20 protein-coding genes and 1 pseudogene are annotated in these 19,765 nt (G+C 66.8%); 17 read left to right on the top strand and 4 right to left on the bottom strand.

The genetic code is table 11. The features are described 5' to 3' along the window. Positions 1-152: 152 nt before the first annotated feature. Entirely contained in the window at positions 153-602 is a 450-nt protein-coding gene (locus tag NJF35_RS15455; protein ID WP_225789801.1) for a GNAT family N-acetyltransferase, read from the top strand. Here the strand turns inward: NJF35_RS15455 and def are convergent. Both def and NJF35_RS15465 read right to left on the bottom strand, forming a co-directional pair. Further along, positions 557-1,093 (bottom strand): peptide deformylase, encoded by a 537-nt coding sequence (gene def, locus NJF35_RS15460; RefSeq protein WP_225789802.1) that lies wholly within the window; start codon positions 1,091-1,093, stop codon positions 557-559. The genes NJF35_RS15455 and def overlap by 46 nt on opposite strands. Further along, positions 1,090-2,064, bottom strand: coding sequence for a YihY/virulence factor BrkB family protein (locus NJF35_RS15465; RefSeq protein ID WP_225789803.1), 975 nt, complete (start codon positions 2,062-2,064; stop codon positions 1,090-1,092). Before NJF35_RS15465 ends, def begins: the two co-directional genes overlap by 4 nt. Before the next feature lie 364 nt (positions 2,065-2,428). On the opposite strand from NJF35_RS15465, the pseudogene NJF35_RS15470 reads away from it, so the two are divergent. Further along, positions 2,429-2,809: pseudogene (locus tag NJF35_RS15470) on the top strand (hypothetical protein). 5 nt (positions 2,810-2,814) lie between these two features. On the opposite strand, the gene NJF35_RS15475 reads toward NJF35_RS15470, so the two are convergent. Continuing rightward, positions 2,815-3,651: a S1 RNA-binding domain-containing protein gene (locus tag NJF35_RS15475; protein ID WP_225789805.1), complete on the bottom strand. Its 837-nt coding sequence runs from the start codon at positions 3,649-3,651 to the stop codon at positions 2,815-2,817. Positions 3,652-3,773: 122 nt separating this feature from the next. Here NJF35_RS15475 and NJF35_RS15480 point away from each other — a divergent pair, with 122 nt between their 5' ends. Continuing rightward, a complete protein-coding gene (locus tag NJF35_RS15480; protein WP_225789806.1) occupies positions 3,774-4,643 on the top strand; it encodes a DUF6279 family lipoprotein in 870 nt (289 codons plus the stop codon). Positions 4,644-4,668: 25 nt separating this feature from the next. On the opposite strand, the gene aceK is transcribed toward NJF35_RS15480, so the two are convergent. Beyond that, positions 4,669-6,384 carry a bifunctional isocitrate dehydrogenase kinase/phosphatase gene (gene aceK / locus NJF35_RS15485; protein WP_225789807.1) on the bottom strand — a complete coding sequence of 572 codons (1,716 nt, stop codon included), beginning with the start codon at positions 6,382-6,384 and terminating at the stop codon, positions 4,669-4,671. A 212-nt stretch (positions 6,385-6,596) separates the two neighbouring features. Here aceK and NJF35_RS15490 point away from each other — a divergent pair, with 212 nt between their 5' ends. The 14 genes from NJF35_RS15490 to NJF35_RS15555 all read left to right on the top strand — a co-directional run bounded on the left by NJF35_RS15490 (position 6,597) and on the right by NJF35_RS15555 (position 19,765). Further along, positions 6,597-7,472, top strand: coding sequence for a DMT family transporter (locus NJF35_RS15490; protein ID WP_225789808.1), 876 nt, complete (start codon positions 6,597-6,599; stop codon positions 7,470-7,472). A 516-nt stretch (positions 7,473-7,988) separates the two neighbouring features. Next, a complete protein-coding gene (locus tag NJF35_RS15495) occupies positions 7,989-8,825 on the top strand; it encodes an ABC transporter ATP-binding protein (protein WP_225789852.1) in 837 nt (278 codons plus the stop codon). Positions 8,826-8,866: 41 nt separating this feature from the next. Further along, on the top strand, positions 8,867-9,868 hold the full coding sequence (locus tag NJF35_RS15500) for an ABC transporter substrate-binding protein (RefSeq protein WP_225789809.1): 1,002 nt from the start codon (positions 8,867-8,869) through the stop codon (positions 9,866-9,868). 28 nt (positions 9,869-9,896) lie between these two features. Beyond that, positions 9,897-10,673: an ABC transporter permease gene (locus tag NJF35_RS15505; protein WP_225789810.1), complete on the top strand. Its 777-nt coding sequence runs from the start codon at positions 9,897-9,899 to the stop codon at positions 10,671-10,673. Then, complete coding sequence (locus tag NJF35_RS15510; protein WP_225789811.1) at positions 10,670-11,437, top strand: SDR family oxidoreductase; 768 nt, start codon at positions 10,670-10,672, stop codon at positions 11,435-11,437. The genes NJF35_RS15505 and NJF35_RS15510 overlap by 4 nt, the downstream gene beginning before the upstream one ends. A gap of 14 nt (positions 11,438-11,451) precedes the next feature. Then, complete coding sequence (locus NJF35_RS15515; protein WP_225789812.1) at positions 11,452-11,991, top strand: cupin domain-containing protein; 540 nt, start codon at positions 11,452-11,454, stop codon at positions 11,989-11,991. A 3-nt stretch (positions 11,992-11,994) separates the two neighbouring features. Further along, positions 11,995-12,864, top strand: a complete 870-nt coding sequence (locus tag NJF35_RS15520; protein ID WP_225789813.1) for an alpha/beta fold hydrolase — start codon at positions 11,995-11,997, stop codon at positions 12,862-12,864. Continuing rightward, entirely contained in the window at positions 12,861-13,688 is an 828-nt protein-coding gene (locus NJF35_RS15525) for an IclR family transcriptional regulator (protein WP_225789814.1), read from the top strand. The genes NJF35_RS15520 and NJF35_RS15525 overlap by 4 nt, the downstream gene beginning before the upstream one ends. A 1-nt stretch (position 13,689) precedes the next feature. Further along, on the top strand, positions 13,690-14,487 hold the full coding sequence (locus NJF35_RS15530; RefSeq protein WP_225789815.1) for an SDR family oxidoreductase: 798 nt from the start codon (positions 13,690-13,692) through the stop codon (positions 14,485-14,487). Next, on the top strand, positions 14,480-16,162 hold the full coding sequence (locus tag NJF35_RS15535; RefSeq protein WP_225789816.1) for a thiamine pyrophosphate-binding protein: 1,683 nt from the start codon (positions 14,480-14,482) through the stop codon (positions 16,160-16,162). Before NJF35_RS15530 ends, NJF35_RS15535 begins: the two co-directional genes overlap by 8 nt. Before the next feature lie 10 nt (positions 16,163-16,172). Next, a complete protein-coding gene (locus NJF35_RS15540; RefSeq protein ID WP_225789817.1) occupies positions 16,173-16,976 on the top strand; it encodes an aspartate dehydrogenase in 804 nt (267 codons plus the stop codon). Between the two features lie 10 nt (positions 16,977-16,986). Then, positions 16,987-18,477, top strand: coding sequence for an aldehyde dehydrogenase (locus tag NJF35_RS15545; RefSeq protein ID WP_253080892.1), 1,491 nt, complete (start codon positions 16,987-16,989; stop codon positions 18,475-18,477). Then, positions 18,474-19,451, top strand: a complete 978-nt coding sequence (locus NJF35_RS15550) for a VOC family protein (RefSeq protein WP_225789819.1) — start codon at positions 18,474-18,476, stop codon at positions 19,449-19,451. The genes NJF35_RS15545 and NJF35_RS15550 overlap by 4 nt, the downstream gene beginning before the upstream one ends. Beyond that, a complete protein-coding gene (locus NJF35_RS15555; protein WP_225789820.1) occupies positions 19,448-19,765 on the top strand; it encodes a hypothetical protein in 318 nt (105 codons plus the stop codon). Before NJF35_RS15550 ends, NJF35_RS15555 begins: the two co-directional genes overlap by 4 nt.

Consider the following 19,765-nt stretch of genomic DNA (forward strand, 5'->3'; position numbering starts at 1 on the left):
GGGGATGAGTGAAAGTTTACTCCCCGCCTGAAATACTTGAACCCCGTACTCGGACATTCACCCTTGCGGGATTTGCAACAATCTGCGACAAAATGCCCGGCACGCGCTCCCAGCAGCGACAGCATCGACCCAGCCCCCATATCGAACCGCCCATGCCTGCATTCCATTGCCGCCCCCTGATCGGCCCCGAACGCCGCCTGCTCGAGCACTTCTACCGCCAGCACGGCGCACGCATGCGCGCGGTCGCCGACGGCCAGCAGTGGGTGGCGCGGGAAGGTGGCATCATCGCGGGATTGAACCTCGGCGCGGTCGACGGCGGGCAATGGCTCACCGGCCTGTTCGTGGCGCCCCAGTGGCGCGGCCACGGGGTGGCCAGGCAGCTCATCGATACGGCGCTGGCAGAAACGGGCGGGCCCACCTGGCTGTTCTGCCACCCAGACCTGCAGCCCTTCTATCAGCGCCTGGGCTTCACAGCGGCCTACGACCTGCCCGAGGCCCTGGCCGCCCGGCTGGCGCGCTACCAGCGCAGCAAGCGCCTGGTGGCGCTGGTGCGCGATCAGTCGTCGCCGCCCTCCAGCCCGGGGAACAGCACCTCGGTGTAGCCGAACCGGCTGAAGTCCTGGATCCGCGAGGGGTACAGACGGCCGATCAGGTGGTCGCACTCGTGCTGCACCACCCGGGCATGGAAACCATCGGCAAAGCGATTGATCGGGTTGCCCTGGGGGTCGATGCCCTCGTAGCGGATGTGCTTGAAGCGCGGCACCACGCCCCGCAGGCCGGGCACCGACAGGCAGCCCTCCCACCCGTCCTCCACCTCGGGGGACTGTGGCTCGATCAGCGGGTTGAGCAGGATGGTCTGCGGCACAGGCTCGGCGTCCGGGTAGCGTTCGCTGCGCTCGAAGCCGAAGATCACCAGTTGCAGGTCGACACCGATCTGCGGTGCGGCCAGGCCCACGCCGCCGACATGGCGCATGGTCTCGAACATGTCGTCGATCAGTTGCTGCAGCTCGGCGCTGCCGATCATCTGCGCCGGCACCGGCGGGGCGATGCGCAGCAAGCGCTCGTCGCCCATCTTGAGGATGTCTCGGATCATCGGGGGTTCGACTCCGGGGTCTTGGGTTCGGAGGTCTTGGATCCGGCCGCCTGCGGATGCTCATGACCGAGCACGGTCAGGGTCTGCTTGGGTGTGCTGCCTTGGAAGTCCTTGTCGCCGGGGTTCTTGCCTTCGGCCGACATGTGCTCGATCACCGCGTTCATCTCGGCGCCGAGCAGCAGCACGGCGGCGGAAATGTAGAAATACAGCAACAGCACGATGATCGCACCGATGCTGCCATACATGGCGTTGTAGTCGGCGAAGGTCTTCACGTAATAGCCGAAGGCCAGCGAGGCGACGATCCACACCACCACCGCCAACACCGAGCCTGGAGTGATGAAGCGAAACTTCTGCTTCACATCGGGCATGACATAGTAGATCAACGCCACGGCCACCATCATCAGGATGATGATCGCCGGCCAGCGCAGGATGGTCCACACCGTGACGATCACCTCCTGCATGCCGATCTGCGCGGCGATCCACTCCATCACCTGGGGCCCCAGGACCATCAACGCCGCCGCCACCAGCAGCATGCCGGCGATGCCGATGGTGTAGATGATCGACAGCGGGACGCGCTTCCACACCGGACGCCCCTCCGGCACATCGTAAGCGGCGTTCATCGCGCTCATCATCAGGCGCACACCGGCCGAGGCGGTCCACAGGGCGATGACGATACCCACCGAGAGCAGCCCGCCCTTGGACTGCTGCAATTGGTCGATCACCGGGTTGACCTGCTCCAGGGCCTGGGGCGGCAGCACCAGTTCGGACTGCAGGCGCAGCCAGGAGAAGAAGTCCGGCAGGTGCAGGAAACCGATCAGGGCGATGAGGAACAGCAGGAACGGGAACAGCGAAAACAGCATCTGGTAGGCCAGCGCGGAAGCATAGGTGGACATCTCGTCATCGAGAAATTCGCTGACGGTGCGCACCAGCACGCGGTGCAGGGGCAGGCCGCGCAGGTCGGGAAAAATCATAGCGTCTCCTTTCGCCGCTCTATCGTCTTCAGGCCGCCGGCTGAGCTCGGCAGGCCTCCTTACAGTGCATGCAAGTCTAATAGACCACGCAAGTGCCGTTGCTGCTCATTGACCGGACAAAAAGAAAACGGCGCTTGCCCTGGTGACTGCACCGGACAGCCCATTCGCGGGCAAGCCCCTCCCACAAAGGCCGAGCCGTTCACACATGATGCGACTTGCAGGGCCATGTGGGAGCGGGCTTGCCCGCGAATGGAGCCAGCGCCGAACCTCCGGATCACGCCGTGCCCATAGCAGCCGCCTTGCCCCACCAACCGCTACCCCGCACAATGTCAGGCCTTTCACGCGTCAACCCGCAGGAACCTGCATGAAACTCGACAAACCCACCGCCATCGCCCGACGCAACCAGGCGCTGGCCCGGCCGGTGCTCAACCGCGACAACACCCTGCTCGCCATCCTCGACAAGAAACGCAACCTGTGGTGGTTCGACGTGCCGGTGGCGCTGCTGCGCAAGGGCCAGCCCGACTGAGTCAACCTGCTGCTGCACACCCCCGAGACCGACGAGCTGCAGCACCTGAAGGTGCCGACCAGCTACCTGCGCGCCCACCAGGAGCAAATGGAAGTCCGCCACCCCGGCAAGCGCCGCTCGACCATCAGCCTGGCGCTGAGCGCCGACCGCGACTCGCTGCTGCGCGATACCCGCCCGGGCGGCGAGCAACTGGATTTTCGTGCCTTCGTGCAGGCCTGACTCGATCAGGCCTTTTCGATGCGATCGTCATGGATGACGATGCGCCCCTGCTTGAACAATCCGCCAATGGCCTTCTTGAAGTTGCCCTTGCTGACGTTGAACAGCTTGCTGATCAGCACCGGGTCGCTCTTGTCGCACACCCCCAGCACCCCGCCTTCGGCCTCCAGGCGCGCCATGATCTGCTCCTGCAGGCTGTCGGCCAGGGCAGCGCCAACCGGTTGCAGGCTCAGGGCGATCTTGCCGTCGTGGCGCACTTCCTTGATGAACCCTTTCTCGTGCATGCCCGAACGCAGGAACTTGAACACCTCGTTCTTGTGGATCAGGCCCCAGTGGCGGTTGTTGATGATGGCCTTGAAGCCCATGGGCGTCTGCCCGGCCACCAGCAGCTCCACCGGCTGCCCGACCTGATAGTCGGCCGGGGTCCGGTCCAGGTAGCGGTCCAGGCGCGCCGTGGCGGTGATACGCCGGGTGCGTTTGTCGAGGTAGGCGTGCACCACGCAATAGTCGCCGATCTTCAGCGGGCGCGATTCCTCCGAGTAGGGCATCAGCAGGTCCTTGGACAGGCCCCAGTCGAGGAAGATACCGGCATTGTTGATGTCCTTGACCTTGAGGCTGGCGAACTCGCCGACCTGGATCCTGGGTTGCTCGGTGGTGGCGATCAACTGGTCTTCGCTGTCGAGGTAGACGAACACGTTGAGCCAGTCATCCAACTCGGTGGGCGTGTCCTTGGGGATGTAGCGCCTGGGCAGGAGGATCTCGCCGTCGGCGCCGCCGTCCAGGTACAGGCCGAAGTCCACATGTTTCACGATTTGCAAACTGTTGTAACGCCCAAGCAAAGCCATTTCCGAAGATCCTCAAGACAAGACGGCTATTCTACACCTGAACCCGCCCGGCCGCCTGGCCGTAGGTACGCAGGCCTCGCCCATGCGTCCAGCGCCCGGCCCGTTTCAGCAAGGATTCGCCCATGCCTGCACACCCGCCCCGCACGCTGCGCACCGCCCTGATCGTCCTGGTCTTGGCCCTGGCCGTGGTGGCCTGCAGCCGCATCGACCTGGCCTACCGCAACCTCGACGTGCTGGTGCCCTGGTCGCTGGGCGACTACCTGAACATGAACCGCCAGCAGAAGGCCTGGCTCGACCAACGCCTCGAGCAGCACTTGGCCTGGCACTGCCAGACCGAGTTGCCTGGCTACCTGGACTGGCTCGAGCAGATCCGCCGGATGATCGCCACCGACCAGGTCACCGACCAGGCCCTGCAACAGCGCATCGTCGAGGCGCGCCAGGCCATCGGCCGGGTTGCCGAGGCGATCACCCCTTCGGCGACCGAACTGCTGCGCGGCATGAGCGACGAGCAGGTCGGCGAGATGCGCCAGGCCTTTCGCGACGACATCCGCAAGCGCCAGACCCGCTACGTCGAGACGCCGCTGTCCCGGCAGATCGAGGCACGCGCCGAGCGCATGGAGAAGCGCCTCAAACCCTGGCTGGGCGAGCTCAATGCCACACAGCGCCTACGGGTATTGACCTGGGCCCAGGCCCTGGGCGACCAGAACCGCCAGTGGATCGCCAACCGCGCCCATTGGCAGCAGCAACTGCTGCTGGTGATGAACCAGCGTGACACCCCAAGCTTCGAGCCACGCCTGGCGCAGTTGCTGCAGCGCAAGGAAAGCCTGTGGACGCCGGAATACCGCATCGCCTTCCAGAACAGCGAACAGCAGACCCGCCACCTGCTGGTGGACCTGATGAAACAGAGCACCCCGGGCCAGCGCCAGTTCCTGCAGGAGCGGCTGGCCAAGGTGCGCAGCGATTTCAGCGGGCTCAAGTGCATGCAGGGGTGAAGCTGCCCCTGGCACCGACCTTCGCTCAACGCCCCTTGCGCCGGTATGGAAACACATCGATCACCTTCCCTTCGCGGATCGCCGCCTGCAACCCCTTCCAGTAGTCGGCGTCGTACAGCTCCCCATGCAAGCGGCTGAACAGCCGCCGCTGGCCGATATCGGCGAACAGGAACGGCGGGAACTCCTCGGGAAACACATCGTGGGGCCCGATCGAGTACCACGGCTCGCCAGACATCTCGTCCTCCGGATAGCGTGGCGGCGGGATGTGGCGGAAGTTCACCTCGGTCAGGAAACTGATCTCGTCGTAGTCGTAGAACACCACCCGGCCATGGCGGGTGACGCCGAAGTTCTTCAGCAGCATGTCGCCTGGGAAGATGTTCGCCGCCGCCAGTTGCTTGATGGCCAGGCCGTAGTCCTCCAGCGCCTCCAGTACCTGGGCCTCGCTGGCCTGCTCCAGGTAGAGGTTGAGCGGCGTCATGCGCCGTTCGGTCCAGCAGTGGCGAATCAGCACCGTGTCGCCCTCCTCGACCACGGTCGACGGCGCCACTTCCAGCAATTCGGCCAGGCACTGCGGTTCGAACTTGCTCCTGGGGAAGCGGAAATCGGCGAACTCCTGGGTATCGGCCATGCGCCCGACGCGATCGACGCTCTTCACCAGGCGGTACTTGTCGATCACCGTGGCCCGGTCGACGGTCTTGGATGGCGAGAAGCGGTCCTTGATGATCTTGAACACGGTGTTGAAGCCCGTCAGGGTGAACACGCTCATCACCATGCCCCGCACCCCGGGCGCCATGACGAAACGGTCGTCGGTCGCGGCCAGGTGGTTGATCAGCGCCCGGTAGAACTCCGACTTGCCGTGCTTGTAGAAACCGATCGAGGTGTACAGCTCGGCGATGTGCTTGCCCGGCAGGATGCGCTTGAGGAAATTGACGAACTCCGCCGGCACCGGCACGTCGACCATGAAGTACGAGCGGGTGAAGGAGAAGATGATCGACACCTCGGCTTCATCGGTGATCAACGCGTCGGCCTCGATGCCGTGCCCCTCGCGATGCAGCAGCGGGATCACCAGTGGCCACTGCTCGTCCGGGGTGTAGAGCCGCCCGACCAGGTAGGCGCCCTTGTTGCGGTAGAGCACCGGGCAAAACAGCTCCACGGCCAGCGCCGGGTCCTTGCACACCCAGTCCGGCAGGCACTCGCGCAGTTGCTCTTCCAGGCGTGCCACGTCGCCCTCCAGGTCGCCGTAGGGCACGCTGAACGGGTAATCGGCGAAGATCGCCCGCAACAGCCCCTTGAGGCTGCCGTCAGGCTGGTAGGTGCGGGTCTGGGCGGCGCGCTCGTGGCCGCGTATCGACGGGCGGGTGGTATGGATGAACATGCAGCCATCGTTGATCAGGTCATGGCTGAACAGGCTGCAGAAGATCGAGTTGTACCAGGTCTCGGAGAGTTCGTCGTCCAGGCGAGGGTCGATCAGGCGGATGTAGGCGCTCTTGACCAGCGGCCACTGCTCCACGTCCAGCAGCACGTCCTCGGCGAACCCCTGGCGCAGCCAGCCGTTGACCTCGCCGACCTTCTCTTCGTACAGGTTGATGCGCGCGGCCGCCGACCGCTGGATCTCCTGCCAGAGCGCCTGCTCGAAGCGCTCGCGGGCGCCGAGGGTGATACGGCGGAAATGCTCGCGGTAGTCGTCGAAGCCATCGAGGATCATCCGGGCGATCTCGGCCGCCGGCCATGACTGGGACATGCAGGGGACCTCTGTGCTGGGGTTCAAGGGGTGAGCTTAGGTCCTTTTGCAGTGTTCGAGGGGGCCTTTCGCGGCCCCAATAGATCGAGCGATCGAATCGCCTCTCCCGCAGGCCCCAGGCCGTCCGACAGGATTGCATAGCAAGAAAGGACAAGAAACGCCCCTCCACCGTGGCGTACACTCGCGCCCCTGCCTTGCCACCGGAGACCGCTGTGAGCCCCATCGCCCTCGCCCGCCTGCTGACCCTTGCCGCCGTCTGGGGCGCGAGCTTCCTGTTCATGCGCATCATCGCCCCGGAGCTCGGCACGTTGCCGACCGCATTCTTCCGGGTGTCGATCGCCTGCCTGGGGCTGATGGCCATCCTCGCCGCCGCGCGCCTTCCCTGGCACTTCGACGGTAAGCTCGGCGCCTGCCTGGTGCTGGGCATGATCAACTCGGGCATCCCCGCCACCTTCTATTCGGTGGCGGCCCAGGTGCTGCCGGCCGGCTACTCGGCGATCTTCAATGCCACCACGCCCCTGATGGGCGTGCTGATCGGCACGCTGTTCTTCCGCGAGCCGATGACCCTGGCCAAGCTCTGCGGCATCTTCCTCGGCCTGTTCGGCGTCGGCATCCTCAGCGGCGCCGGCCCGGTCGCCCTGGACCTGGCCTTGCTGCAAGGGGCCATGGCCTGCCTGGCAGCGACCACCTGCTACGGCTTCGCCGGGTACCTGGCCAGGCGCTGGGTCAGCGGCCTGGACAGCCGCCTGTCGGCCCTGGGCAGCATGCTCGGCGCCACCCTGCTGCTGACCCCGCTGTTCGCCTGGAGCGCCCTGAGCCAGCCGCCGACCAGTTGGGGCGGCTGGGAGGTGTGGTCGTCGCTGCTGGGCCTGGGGCTGCTGTGCACGGCGTTCGCCTACATTTTGTACTTCCGCTTGCTGGGCGAGATCGGGCCGGTCAAGGCCAGTACCGTGACCTTCCTGATCCCGGTGTTCGGCGTGCTGTGGGGGGCATGGCTGCTGGACGAGCCGCTGTCGATGGCGCACCTGTATGGTGGCGTGCTGATTGGCCTGGCGTTGTGGCTGGTGCTGAGGCCCTCGCGGGCTTGACGTCGGCTGCTGGCAGCGGGGCCGCTTCGCGGCCCATCGCTGGCAAGCCAGCTCCCACAGGCCTGCGCTGTTCTCAAGAGCAGCGCAGGCCTGTCCCAATGCCGGCCGCTCTCACGATCCTCTGCATGACACATGATGCGTGAACACCGCAGTCCCCTGTGGGAGCCGGCTTGCCGGCGATGGGCTGCAAAGCGGCCCCAAAGAGGCCACACCGCAGCGCCCCGGTTTCACCCCTGAAACAATTACGTAACGTTGTTTCCTACACCGTTACCAGAAACGCCCTTCTTCTTCGCACCTTCATTTTGCAGTGCCCTGCCGCTGTGCAATTTCGTGCCATATAAAAAACCACGCTTCATATATAAAACGCAGCGTTTTTTGCCAAATTCCTTCAAGCCATTAATAAACAAGCATTTTTTCAATTAAACAGGCGCATTCAGCCACCTGGCATTGTTCATGCACTAAACGGCGTACCACCTATAAAACAGACCAGAGAGCTCCCCAATGGCTGTGAAAGAGATGTACGCAATTGCCCAGCGCTGGGATACCCCATCCCCCCAGGACGCCCCGGCACCGACGGAAATCGAGTTTCACAACGTCGGCAAATGCTTCAAGGCCAAAGGCCAGCCCGAAGCGCCTTTCGCCATCCGTGGCGTGAACTTCAAGATCCGCCGTGGCGAAGTGGTGTCGATCATCGGCCCATCCGGCTGCGGCAAGAGCACCATCCTCAACATGGGCTCGGGCCTGTACCGCCCCAGCGAGGGCGAGGTGCGAGTCGGTGGCGAGGTGGTGAACGGCCCGGTGTCCAAGGTCGCCTTCATGCTGCAGAAAGACCTCTTGATGCCCTGGCGCAGCATCCGCCGCAATGTCGAACTGGGCCTGGAGATCCAGGGCATGCCCGCCGCCAAGCGCCAGCCGATCGCCGAGGATCTGCTCAAACGCTGCCACCTTCAAGGCTTTGCCGACCACTACCCGTTCCAGCTGTCGGGTGGCATGCGCCAGCGCGCCGCCCTGGCCCGCACCCTGGCCATCGACCCGCAGGTGCTGTTCCTCGACGAGCCGTTCTCGGCCCTCGACGCCCAGACCAAGATGATCCTGCAGCAGGACCTGGCACGGATGCTGTTCGAAGAGAAGAAGACCGCGCTGTTCATCACCCACGACCTGGTCGAGGCGATCGCCCTGTCCGACCGCCTGCTGGTCATGAGCGCGCGCCCCGGCACCATCATCGAAGAAATCGAAATCGACCTGCCGTTTCGCGAGAACCCGCTGGAGCGCCGCAAGCTGCCCGAGATCGGCCCCCTGGCCGGGCGCCTGATGGAGCTGCTGAAAGTCGGCGAAGACACCGAGCTGCATTGAGCAACGCACCCAACGGCCCATCCACCGACTCAGGAGTACGCATGTTCACGTCATTCTTCAAGCGCCTGGCACCAACCTCCCTGCTGGCCCTCGGCCTGGGCCTGGCCCTGCAGGCCAGCGCCGAGCCGACCAAGGTCACCTACCTGCTGCCGGCACCGCCCAGCTCGCCGGCCTTCGCCCCCTGGATCATCGCCAAGGAAAAGGGCTACTACAGCGACCGCGAGCTGGACGTCACCTTCATCGCCGCCAAGGGCGGCGTCGATGTGGCCAAGCAGATCGGCGCCGGCAATGCCATGGTCGGCGGTGCCATCGGCGATACCCCGATCATCGTGCGCGCCAATGGCATCCCGGTGCGCGCCGTGGCCGTGCTCGGGGGCGGTGGGGTCACCATGATCGCCACCAACGCCGACGAACACATCCGCTCGGTGAGCCAGCTCAAAGGCAAGACCCTGACCGTGATGTCCTATTCCGACACCACCTACTACGCCCTGCTCGCCTCGCTGCGCAAGGCCGGCCTGGGCAAGAACGATGTGGACATCCAGGCCGCCGGCCCGTCCGGTGTCTGGCAACTGTTCTCGGCGAACAAGTCCCAGGCCATGGCCGCCGTGCCGGACTGGGTGGTCAACGCCGAGGAGGCCGGGGTCAAGCTCGAACTGATCCCCCGCGAGCAGATCTTCGAGAGCATGGCCCAGGCCATCCTCGCCTCCGACGACGCCATCGCCGAGCACCCCGACGTGGTCCGTGGCGTGGTCCAGGCCACCCTGCAGGGCATGCGCGACATCATTCAGGACCCGAAGGCCGCCGCCGCCACCTTCGCCCGCGCCGTACCGGCCTACGCCGGCAAGGAAGCCTCGCTGGAGAAGACCCTGCGCCTCTATGTGCAGCACGTCTACGCCGATCAGCCGGTGCTCGGCCGTATCGACCCGGCACGCCTGGACACGGTGCGCAAGTTCTATGTCAGCGAAGGCATCGTGACCAAGGCGCCAGCGCTCGACGAGCTCTACAGCAACCAGTTCATCGAAACCAATACCGCGGCCAAGTGACGGCCAACGCAACCAAGGTAATCGCCCGATGAGAAACCTCAACACCTCCGTGCTCGGCAGCGTCGCCCTGCTGGTCCTCTTCCTCGTGGTCTGGCAGTGGGGTCCGGGGCTGCTCGGCATGCCCGAGTTCGTCATGCCGCAGCTCAGCCGCGTCGCCCAGGAAAGCCAGCTGATGTGGCAGACCGGCAACCTGCTGCAGCACACCCTGATCACCGCCTTCGAGATCATCGTCGGCTTCGCCCTGGGCGCCCTGCTGGGCGTGATGATCGGGGTGTCGCTGGGCCTCTCGCCCTCGGCCGAGGCCATGCTCTCGCCGTACATCCTGGCCCTGCAGATCGCCCCCAAGGTGGCCTTCGCCCCGCTGTTCGTGATGTGGCTGGGCTACACCATCTACCCGAAGATCCTGATCGCCATCCTGATCGTGTTCTTCCCGGTGATGATCAACGTGCTCTCGGCCATCCGCACGGTCGACCCGGACATGATCAACCTGGTGCGCACCATGAACGCCAGCCGCTGGCAGATCTTCCGCCTGGTGGAGTTCCCCTCGGCCATGGCCGCGCTGTTCTCCGGGCTGCGCATCGCCTCGACCCTGGCCGTGATCGGGGTGACCGTCGGCGAACTGGTCGGCGGCAACCAGGGTCTGGGCTTCCTGCTGGTGGACGCCGAAGGCCAGGGCAACACCGCCGGGGTGTTCGTCGCCATCGTCATGCTCACCCTGATCGGCGTGCTCGCCTACGGCGCGGTGGTCTGGGCCGAGAAGCGCGTCCTGCACTACCTCCCCAAAGCCATGCTGAGTAGCCAATGATGAGTACCTTCAACAACCTGCTCGCAGGCCGCCGGGTGCTGGTCACCGGCGGCGCCAGGGGCCTGGGCTACGCCTTCGCCCAGGCCATCGCCCAGGCCGGAGCCCGCGTGGTGATCGCCGATGTGCTCGCCGGGCGTGTGCAACAGGCCGCCTGCGACCTGTCGGCCCAGGGCCTGGACGTCAGCGGCGTGACCCTGGACCTGGCCAGCCCCGCATCCATCGACGCCTGCGTCGAGCGCACGGTCAAGCGCCTGGGTGGCCTCGACGGCCTGGTCAACAACGCCTCGATCACCAATTCCGGCGGCAAGAGCTGCGAGGAGCTGGACATCGAGACCTGGGACCAGGTCATGCAGGTCAACGTCCGCGGTACCTGGCTGATGACCCGTGCCTGCCTGCCGGCCCTGCGTGCCAGCGGTCGCGGGGCGGTGATCAACCTGGCCTCCGACACCCCGCTGTGGGGCGCGCCGAACCTGCTGGCCTACGTCGCCAGCAAGGGCGCGGTCATCGCCATGACCCGCAGCCTGGCCCGCGAGCTGGGCAACGACAACATCACCGTCAATGCCATCGCCCCCGGCCTGGTGCTGGTCGAGGCCACCGCCTACGTGCCCGAGGCCCGTCACCGCCTGTACACCGAACAACGGGCCATCCAGCGCCCGCAACTGCCCGACGACGTCAGTGGCGCCGTGCTGTTCGCCCTGTCCGACCTGTCGCGCTTCATCACTGGACAAACCCTGCCGGTCAACGGCGGGTTCGTCATGCCCTGAGCAAGGAGAAGACCATGACCGACCTTTCTGCCCAACACGACGCCCCCAAGTCCTGGGAACAACCCGCCGGGACCGACCTGGCCGGCTGGATGCAGACGCGCATCGCCCGCTACGAGACCCGCCGCTACGACTGGGATGCGCTGAAGTTCCAGGCCGACTACGACCCCAAGTTCCGCCGTGCGCAGATGCGCTACGTGGGCACCGGCGGCACCGGTGTCAGCAGCGACATGAACACCATCCCTTCCGAGCACTTCACCTTCTCCACCATGGTCATCCCAGCCGGCCATGAAGGCCCGCCCCACCTGCACACCGACGTCGAGGAAGTGTTCTTCGTGCTGCGCGGCAAGCTCAAGGTGATCATCGAGAAGGACGGCGAACGCTTCGAGACCGTGCTCACCGACCGCGACCTGATCTCGGTACCGCCAGGGGTCTACCGCGAGGAGATCAACATCGGCGACGAAGACGCCCTGATGTGCGTGATGCTCGGCGCCAAGAAACCCGTGACCCCGACCTATCCGCCAGCCCACCCGCTGGCCTCGATCAAGCGCGGCTGAGCCATGGACCCGGTCATCGACAACCCCGTCGCGCCGTTGCTGCGGCAACTGCAGCACAGCTTCGCCGAGCGCGTGCTGGGCCTGGACGACGGCCCGCAGGCCGTGCGCGAGGCGGGCAGCGGCGCGGCCATCGTGCTGCTGCACGGCATCGGCTCGGGCGCCGCGTCGTGGCTGCAGGTGGCCCTGGCGCTGGGCCAGCGGGCGCGGGTCATCGCCTGGGACGCCCCCGGCTATGGCCAGTCCGCGCCCTTGCCGATGGCCGCACCGAAAGCCTGCGACTACGCCCGGCGCCTGGCGCAGTTGCTCGACGCCCTGGACATCGAGCGTTGCGTGCTGGTCGGGCACTCCCTGGGCGCACTGACCGCGGCGGCCTTCGCCCAGGCCCAGCCTGGCCGGGTCAGCCGCCTGGTGCTGCTCAGCCCGGCCCGTGGCTACGGCGCGCCTGAACTGGCCGAGCAAGGCCGGGCGGTACGCGCCAAGCGGCTGGACAACCTGCAGCGCCTGGGCATCGCCCGCATGGCCCAGGCACGCAGCGCGCACATGCTCTCGGCGACGGCCAGCGCCACGGCCCAGGCCTGGGTGCAGTGGAACATGGCGCGCCTGCACGCGCACGGCTACCGCCAGGCGGTCGAGCTGCTGTGCGGCGACCATCTGCTGCGCTACAGCCGCCAGGCCGTACCCTGCGAAGTGCACTGCGGCAGCGCCGACGGCATCACCCGGCCCGAAGACTGCCAGGCCGTGGCTGACGCCTTCGCCGCGCCCTTCACCCTGATTGCCGGTGCCGGCCATGCCTGCGCCATCGAACAACCCGATGCGGTGACCGGGCGCCTGGCCCTGGCACTGGACGCTTCCCCCACAGGTACTGTGCTATGAACGATACGGATTCGTTGAAAGACAACCAGGACAAGTACATCGTCCCTGGCCTCGAGCGCGGCTTGCTGCTGCTGTGCGAATTCAGCCGGCAGAACCGTACCCTGACCGCCCCGGAGCTGGCCCGGCGCCTGGCGCTGCCCCGCTCGACCATCTTCCGCCTGCTGACCACCCTGGAGACCATGGGCTTCGTCACCCGCAGCGGCAACGAGTACCGCCTGGGCATGTCGGTGCTGCGCCTGGGCTTCGAATACCTGGCGTCGCTGGAGCTGACCGAACTGGGCCAGCCGCTGCTGGCCCACCTGTGCGACCGCCTGAACTACCCGAGCAACCTGGTGGTGCGCGACGGTCGCTCGATCGTTTACGTGGCCAAGGTTTCGCCGCCCTCGGTGTTCTCCACCGCCGTCACCGTCGGCACCCGCCTGCCCGCCCATGCCACGGTGCTCGGGCGTATCCTCCTGGCCGACCTGAGTCTGGCCGAGCTGCGCGAGCTGTACCCGGAAGAACACCTGGAGCAGCACTCGCCGTGCACCCCGAAAACCGTGCTGGAGCTGTTCGACCTGGTGCAGGCCGATCGCCTGCGCGGCTATGTCAGCGGCGAAGGTTTCTTCGAGTCGACCATCTCCACCGTCGCCGCCCCCGTGCGCGACGCCAGTGGCCGAGTGGTCGCCGCCCTGGGGGTGACCATCCCCACCGTGCAGGTCAACCACATCAACTTCGACAACCTGCTCGGCCAGGTCCGTGGCAGCGCCGACGAGTTGTCCAGGCTGCTCAACTACACGCCCCACAGCGGCCAAGGCCGTGTCACCGCGTTGATGAGGGACTGAAATGAACCTCTACCAACTGCATGAGCGCACCGCCATCGTCACCGGCGGCTCTTCCGGCATCGGCCTTGCCTGCGTCGAGCTGCTGCTCGAGGCTGGCGCCCGGGTGGCCTTCTGCGGGCGCAACGCCGAGCGCCTGCGCAGCGCCGAGGCCAGCCTGCGCGAACGCTTCCCCGAAGCCCGCCTGCTGGCCCAGGTCTGCGATGTGCTCGACCCCGCCTCGGTGCAGGCCTTCGCCGCAGCCAGCCTGGCCGCGCTCGGCCCGGCCCAGGTGCTGATCAACAACGCCGGGCAAGGCCGGGTCTCGACCTTCGCCGACACCAGCGACGAGGCGTGGAACGACGAGCTGCACCTGAAGTTCTTCTCGGTGATCCATCCGGTACGTGCCTTCATGACCCAGCTGCAGGGCCAGGCCGGCGCCTCCATCGTCTGCGTCAACTCGCTGCTGGCCAGCCAGCCGGAGCCGCACATGGTCGCCACCTCCGCCGCCCGTGCGGGGCTGAAGAACCTGGTGCGCTCGATGGCCTTCGAATTCGCCGAACACGATATCCGTGTCAACGGCATCCTCATCGGCCTGGTCGAGTCGGGGCAATGGCGCCGACGCTTCGAGGCCCGCGAAGAACGCGAGCTGGACTGGGCCCAATGGACCGCCCGCCTGGCCCAACGCAAACACATTCCCCTGGGTCGCCTGGGCCTGCCCAAAGAGGCGGCCCAAGCCATCCTGTTCCTGGCTTCGCCCCTGTCGGCCTACACCACTGGCAGCCATATCGATGTATCCGGAGGCCTGTCCCGCCATGCGTAATGAAAACACTGTCACCGTCGGCGCCGTCATCACCGCCTTTCTCGAGCAATGCGAGGTCAAGGCCGCGTTCGGTGTGATCTCGATCCACAACATGCCGATCCTCGATGCCTTCGCCGTGCGCGGCAACATCCGCTTCGTCATGGCCCGCGGCGAAGCCGGCGCCACCAACATGGCCGATGCCTATGCCCGCACCACCGGCGGCCTGGGCGTGTGCCTGACCTCCACCGGCACGGCCGCCGGCAACGCTGCCGGGGCCATGGTCGAGGCGCTGACCGCCGGCACCCCGCTGCTGCACATCACCGGGCAGATCGAGACACCCTACCTGGACCAGGAGCTGGCCTACATCCACGAGGCCCGCGACCAGCTCACCATGCTCAAGGCCGTGTCCAAGGCCGCCTTCCGCGTGCGCAGCGTGGAGACCGCACTGAGCACCCTGAAGCTGGCGGTGCAGACCGCCCTGACCGCGCCCACCGGCCCGGTCAGCGTGGAAATCCCGATCGACATCCAGTCCACCCTCATCCCCATGCCCAGCGACCTGTCGCCGCTGCCGGTGCCGGTGGCGGTGCCCGCCGCCGAAGCCCTGGACCTGGTCGCCGAGCGCCTGGCCGGGGCCACTCGCCCGCTGCTCTGGCTCGGCGGCGGCGCCCGCCACGCCGGGCCACAGGTCAAGCGCCTGCTGGACATGGGCGTGGGCGTGATCACCTCGACCCAGGGCCGTGGCGTGGTCAACGAAGACGACGAGCGCTGCCTGGGCGCCTTCTCGCAGAACAAACTGGTCGAAGGCTTCATGCAGACCTGCGACGCCCTGGTGGTGGCCGGCTCACGCCTGCGCAGCAACGAGACCTTCAAGTACGCCCTGAAGCTGCCGCGCACCACCCTGCGCATCGACGCCAACCCAGCCATCGAAGGCCGCAGCTACCCCAGCGACCTGTTCATCTGCGGCGATTCGGCGCTGGCCCTCGACGGCCTGGCCGACCGCCTGCAAGGCCGTCTGCGCATCGACCCGAACTTCCTGCCCGAGCTCAAGGCGGTGCGCGAACAGGCGCGGGCGCAACTGGTCGCCGACCTCGGCCCCTACTCGGCCATGGTCGAACAGTTGCAGGGCCTGACCGGGCGCAACTTCTCCTGGGTGCGCGACGTGACCCTGTCCAACAGCATCTGGGGCAACCGCCTGCTCAACCTCTACCACCCGCTGGCCGGCGTGCATGCCTTGGGCGGCGGTATCGGCCAGGGGCTGGCGATGGGCATCGGCGCGGCGGTGGCGGCGGCGGAAACAGCGCCCGGGCGCAAGGTCTTCGCCCTGGCCGGCGACGGCGGCTTCATTCTCAACCTGGGCGAACTGGCGACCCTGGTGCAGGAAAACGCCAACGTGGTGATCCTGCTGATGAACGACCAACGCTACGGGGTGATCCGCAACATCCAGGACGCCATCTACGGTGCCCGCCATGCCTATGTCGAGCTGCACACCCCGGACTACGCCAAGCTCGCCGAGTCCATCGGCCTGCGCCATGGCCTGGTCCGCGACCTGAAGGACTTCGGCCCGGTGCTCGAAGGTGCCCTGGGCGAAAGCGGCCCCTTCCTGCTGGAAGTGGACATGCTCAGCGTCGGCAGCTTCGCCACCCAGTTCGCCGGCCCGCCCAACAGCGAAACCAAGGCCCAGAAGGCTACGGCCTGAGGAACCTGCCATGTTGCATATCACCATGATCGGCTGCGGCGCCATCGGCGTTGGCGTGCTCGAACTGCTGGAGCAGGACCCGCAACTGTGCGTCGATGCGGTCATCGCCTCGGCCGGTTCCGAAGACCTGGTACGCCAGCGCCTGGGCAGCTTCCGCCAGCCGCCCGAAGTGCTCACCGCCTTGCCGGCTGACGCCCGCCCCGACCTGCTGGTCGAGTGCGCCGGGCACCGGGCCATCGAGGAACACGTGCTGCCGGCCCTGGAGCGCGGCATCGCCTGCCTGATCGTCTCGGTCGGCGCACTGTCGCAGGTCGGCCTGGTCGAACGCCTGGAAGCGGCGGCGGCCCGTGGCAACACGCGGATCGAGCTGTTGCCCGGCGCCATCGGCGGCATCGACGCCCTGTCGGCGGCCAAGGTCGGCGGCCTGGACTCGGTCGACTACACCGGGCGCAAGCCGGCGCGGGCCTGGAAGAACACCCCGGCCGAGCAGGTCTGCGACCTGGACAGCCTGCGCGAGGCCACGGTGATCTTCGAAGGCAGCGCCCGCGAAGCGGCGCGCCTGTACCCGAAGAACGCCAACGTCGCCGCCACCCTGTCGCTGGCCGGCCTGGGCCTGGACCGTACCCGGGTGACGCTGGTCGCCGACCCGCACAGCGAGGACAACGTCCATCACTTCGAAGCCCGTGGCGCCTTCGGCGGCTTCGAGATGAGCCTGCGCGGCAAGCCGCTGCAGGCCAACCCGAAAACCTCGGCCCTGACCGTCTACAGCGTGGTCCGGGCCCTGGGCAACCATGCCCACGCCATTTCCATCTAGGGGACTGCCAATGACTCTGGAACAGACCTTACCCATCTGCGTCGCCGGTACCTGGCGCCTGGGCGGCGGCGAGCGCTACGCCACCTGCTACCCGGCCACCGGCGAGCCGGTGGCCTGGCTCAACGCCGCCAGCCTCGAGGATGTCGAGCTCGCCGTACAAGGCGCCCACCAGGCCTTTCTCAACAGTGGCTGGGCCCAGCGCAAGCCCCACGAACGCGCCGCCGTGCTCTACCGCATCGCCGAGGCGATCCGCCAGCGCAGCGAGGAACTGGCCCAGCTGCAACGCCAGGACAACGGCAAGCCGATCAATGAAACCCGTGCCTTGGTGGCCAGCGCCGCCGGCACCTTCCAGTTCTTCGCCGCCGCCTGCGAAACCCTGGAGGAAACCATCACCCCGTCGCGCGGCGACTTCGTCAGCATGAGCGTGTACGAACCGATGGGCGTGGTCGCGGCGATCACCCCGTGGAACTCGCCGATCGCCAGCGAAGCGCAGAAAGTCGCCCCGGCCCTGGCCGCCGGCAACGCCGTGGTGATCAAGCCGGCCGAGATCACCCCGCTGCTGGCCCTGCAACTGGCGCGCATCTGCGAGGACGCCGGCCTGCCCAAGGGCCTGGTCAGCGTGCTGCCAGGCAAGGGCTCGCTGCTCGGCGACGCGCTGACCCGGCATCCGCTGGTCAAGCGTGTATCGTTCACCGGCGGTACCCGCACCGGCAAGCACATCGCCCATATCGCCGCGGACAAGATGATGCCGGTGTCCCTGGAGCTGGGCGGCAAGTCACCGACCATCGTCCTCGACGACGCCGACCTGGACCACGCCGTGGCTGGTGTGCTGTACGGCATCTTCAGCTCCTCCGGCGAAGCCTGCATCGCCGGCTCGCGCTTGTTCGTCGCCCGTTCCCTGTACGAACCCTTCATGCAGCGCCTGGTCGCCGCCGCTGCGCAACTGCGCCTGGGCGACCCGGCCGACGAAGGTACGCAGATGGGCCCGCTGATCAGTGCCGCGCACCGTGAATCCGTGGAGCGCTACGTCGCCCTCGGCCTGGCCGAAGGCGGCCGCCTGCGCCTGGGTGGCGAACGCCCCAGCGGCGGCCTCTTCGACCAGGGCTACTTCTACCCACCGACCATCCTCGAAGGCCTGGGTAACCACCAGCAGGTCTGCCAGGAGGAAATCTTCGGCCCGGTGCTGGTGGCCATGCCCTTCGACAGCGAGGCCGAACTGGTCGAGCAGGCCAACGACAGCCTGTACGCCCTCGCCGCCGGGATCTGGAGCCGCGACTACAAGCGCGCCTGGGCCCTGGGTCGCAAGCTGCAGGCCGGCACGGTGTGGATCAACACCTACAAGCAGTTCTCCATCTCGACCCCGTTCGGCGGCTGGCGCGACAGCGGCCTGGGCCGGGAAAAGGGCCGGCTCGGCATCCTGCAGTACATGGAACAGAAAAGCCTCTACTGGGGCATGAACCAACAACCACTGGCCTGGGCCGGTGTGGAGGCAAGGCCATGAGCGTACTGGGCATCGACGAAGTCACCTACGGTGTGGAAGACCTGGACACCTGCGTGCGCTTCTTCGCCGACTGGGGCCTGACCCAGGTCAGCGAGCAAGCCGACGAAGTGATCTTCGAAACCCTCAACGGCTGCCGGGTGGTGCTCGCCCACCTCGACAAGCCCGGCCTGCCGCCGGCCATCGAGCCGGGCTCGACCGTGCGCGAGGTGGTCTGGGGCGTGGAGAGCGAGGCAGACCTGGCGCTGTACAGCCAGCGCATCGCCAATGACCCGGGCTTCGTCGAGGGCGACGGCCGCATCGGCTGCACCGACCCCAACGGCCTGGCGATCCGCCTGCAGGTCACCCGCAAACGCCCGCTGGACATCGAGTGCAGCGGCCACAACACTTGGCAGGTCAAGGGCCGGATCAACAAGCCCGCGCCGGTCTACGAGCGTGCCACGCCCATCGAAGTCGGCCACGTGGTGTTCTTCGTCAAGGACGTCAATGCCTGCGAGGCCTTCTACCACGAGCGCTTCGGCTTCCAGGCCTCGGACCGCTACCCCAATCGCGGCGCCTTCCTGCGCACCGCCGAGCAAGGCGGCCACCACGACCTGTTCATGCTGCAGTTGCCGGCGCCACGCGCCGGGCTCAACCATGTGGCCTTCACCGTGCGCGACCTGCACGAGGTGTTCGGCGGCGGCATGCACATCTCCCGCTGCGGCTGGAGCACCGAGATCGGCCCAGGCCGCCACCCGGTGTCCTCGGCGTTCTTCTGGTACTTCAAGAACCCGGCCGGTGCGCTGGTCGAGTACTACGCCGACGAGGATCAACTGACCGGCGACTGGCAACCCCGGGAATTCGAGCCAGGGCCGACGGTGTTCGCCGAATGGGCAATCGCCGGCGGCATCGATGGCCATACCCGGCGCCAGCAGCATGTCGAGGCGCCGCAAGGCAAGTTCCTCACCGACAAGGCCAAGGAGCAGGGCAAGCCATGAGCGAATCGATGCTGCTGACGGTGGTGCTGCGGCACGACCAGTCGAAGAACCTGGAACAGATCCAGGGCCACATGAAGCAGGTGGGCTGGTGGGACAGCTTTCCGCCCGAGGGCGTGGAGGTGGTGTCCTGGACCGTGGCCATGGGCCTGGGCCAGATCGTCACCCTGCGCCTGCCACCGAGCCTGCTGAGCAAGGTCAATGTGGAACTGGAACGCGCCGCCTGGGGCGTGTTCCGCACCGAATGCTACCCGACGTACGACTTTGTCCCGGTCCGCGAAACGATCCGCGAACGGGTCCGCAATGGAGGCCAATGA

Origin of the sequence: Pseudomonas guariconensis, assembly GCF_024127895.1 — a bacterium.
Taxonomy (GTDB): Bacteria; Pseudomonadota; Gammaproteobacteria; order Pseudomonadales; family Pseudomonadaceae; genus Aquipseudomonas; species Aquipseudomonas guariconensis_B.

Excerpts from the sequence above, each read along its gene's own strand:
- NJF35_RS15455 (WP_225789801.1), top strand. The coding sequence starts at position 153 with ATGCCTGCATTCCATTGCCGCCCCCTGATCGGCCCCGAACGCCGCCTG.
- def (WP_225789802.1), bottom strand. The coding sequence starts at position 1,093 with ATGATCCGAGACATCCTCAAGATGGGCGACGAGCGCTTGCTGCGCATC.
- NJF35_RS15465 (WP_225789803.1), bottom strand. The coding sequence starts at position 2,064 with ATGATTTTTCCCGACCTGCGCGGCCTGCCCCTGCACCGCGTGCTGGTG.
- NJF35_RS15475 (WP_225789805.1), bottom strand. The coding sequence starts at position 3,651 with ATGGCTTTGCTTGGGCGTTACAACAGTTTGCAAATCGTGAAACATGTG.
- NJF35_RS15480 (WP_225789806.1), top strand. The coding sequence starts at position 3,774 with ATGCCTGCACACCCGCCCCGCACGCTGCGCACCGCCCTGATCGTCCTG.
- aceK (WP_225789807.1), bottom strand. The coding sequence starts at position 6,384 with ATGTCCCAGTCATGGCCGGCGGCCGAGATCGCCCGGATGATCCTCGAT.
- NJF35_RS15495 (WP_225789852.1), top strand. The coding sequence starts at position 7,989 with ATGTACGCAATTGCCCAGCGCTGGGATACCCCATCCCCCCAGGACGCC.
- NJF35_RS15500 (WP_225789809.1), top strand. The coding sequence starts at position 8,867 with ATGTTCACGTCATTCTTCAAGCGCCTGGCACCAACCTCCCTGCTGGCC.
- NJF35_RS15505 (WP_225789810.1), top strand. The coding sequence starts at position 9,897 with ATGAGAAACCTCAACACCTCCGTGCTCGGCAGCGTCGCCCTGCTGGTC.
- NJF35_RS15510 (WP_225789811.1), top strand. The coding sequence starts at position 10,670 with ATGATGAGTACCTTCAACAACCTGCTCGCAGGCCGCCGGGTGCTGGTC.
- NJF35_RS15515 (WP_225789812.1), top strand. The coding sequence starts at position 11,452 with ATGACCGACCTTTCTGCCCAACACGACGCCCCCAAGTCCTGGGAACAA.
- NJF35_RS15520 (WP_225789813.1), top strand. The coding sequence starts at position 11,995 with ATGGACCCGGTCATCGACAACCCCGTCGCGCCGTTGCTGCGGCAACTG.
- NJF35_RS15525 (WP_225789814.1), top strand. The coding sequence starts at position 12,861 with ATGAACGATACGGATTCGTTGAAAGACAACCAGGACAAGTACATCGTC.
- NJF35_RS15530 (WP_225789815.1), top strand. The coding sequence starts at position 13,690 with ATGAACCTCTACCAACTGCATGAGCGCACCGCCATCGTCACCGGCGGC.
- NJF35_RS15535 (WP_225789816.1), top strand. The coding sequence starts at position 14,480 with ATGCGTAATGAAAACACTGTCACCGTCGGCGCCGTCATCACCGCCTTT.
- NJF35_RS15540 (WP_225789817.1), top strand. The coding sequence starts at position 16,173 with ATGTTGCATATCACCATGATCGGCTGCGGCGCCATCGGCGTTGGCGTG.
- NJF35_RS15545 (WP_253080892.1), top strand. The coding sequence starts at position 16,987 with ATGACTCTGGAACAGACCTTACCCATCTGCGTCGCCGGTACCTGGCGC.
- NJF35_RS15550 (WP_225789819.1), top strand. The coding sequence starts at position 18,474 with ATGAGCGTACTGGGCATCGACGAAGTCACCTACGGTGTGGAAGACCTG.
- NJF35_RS15555 (WP_225789820.1), top strand. The coding sequence starts at position 19,448 with ATGAGCGAATCGATGCTGCTGACGGTGGTGCTGCGGCACGACCAGTCG.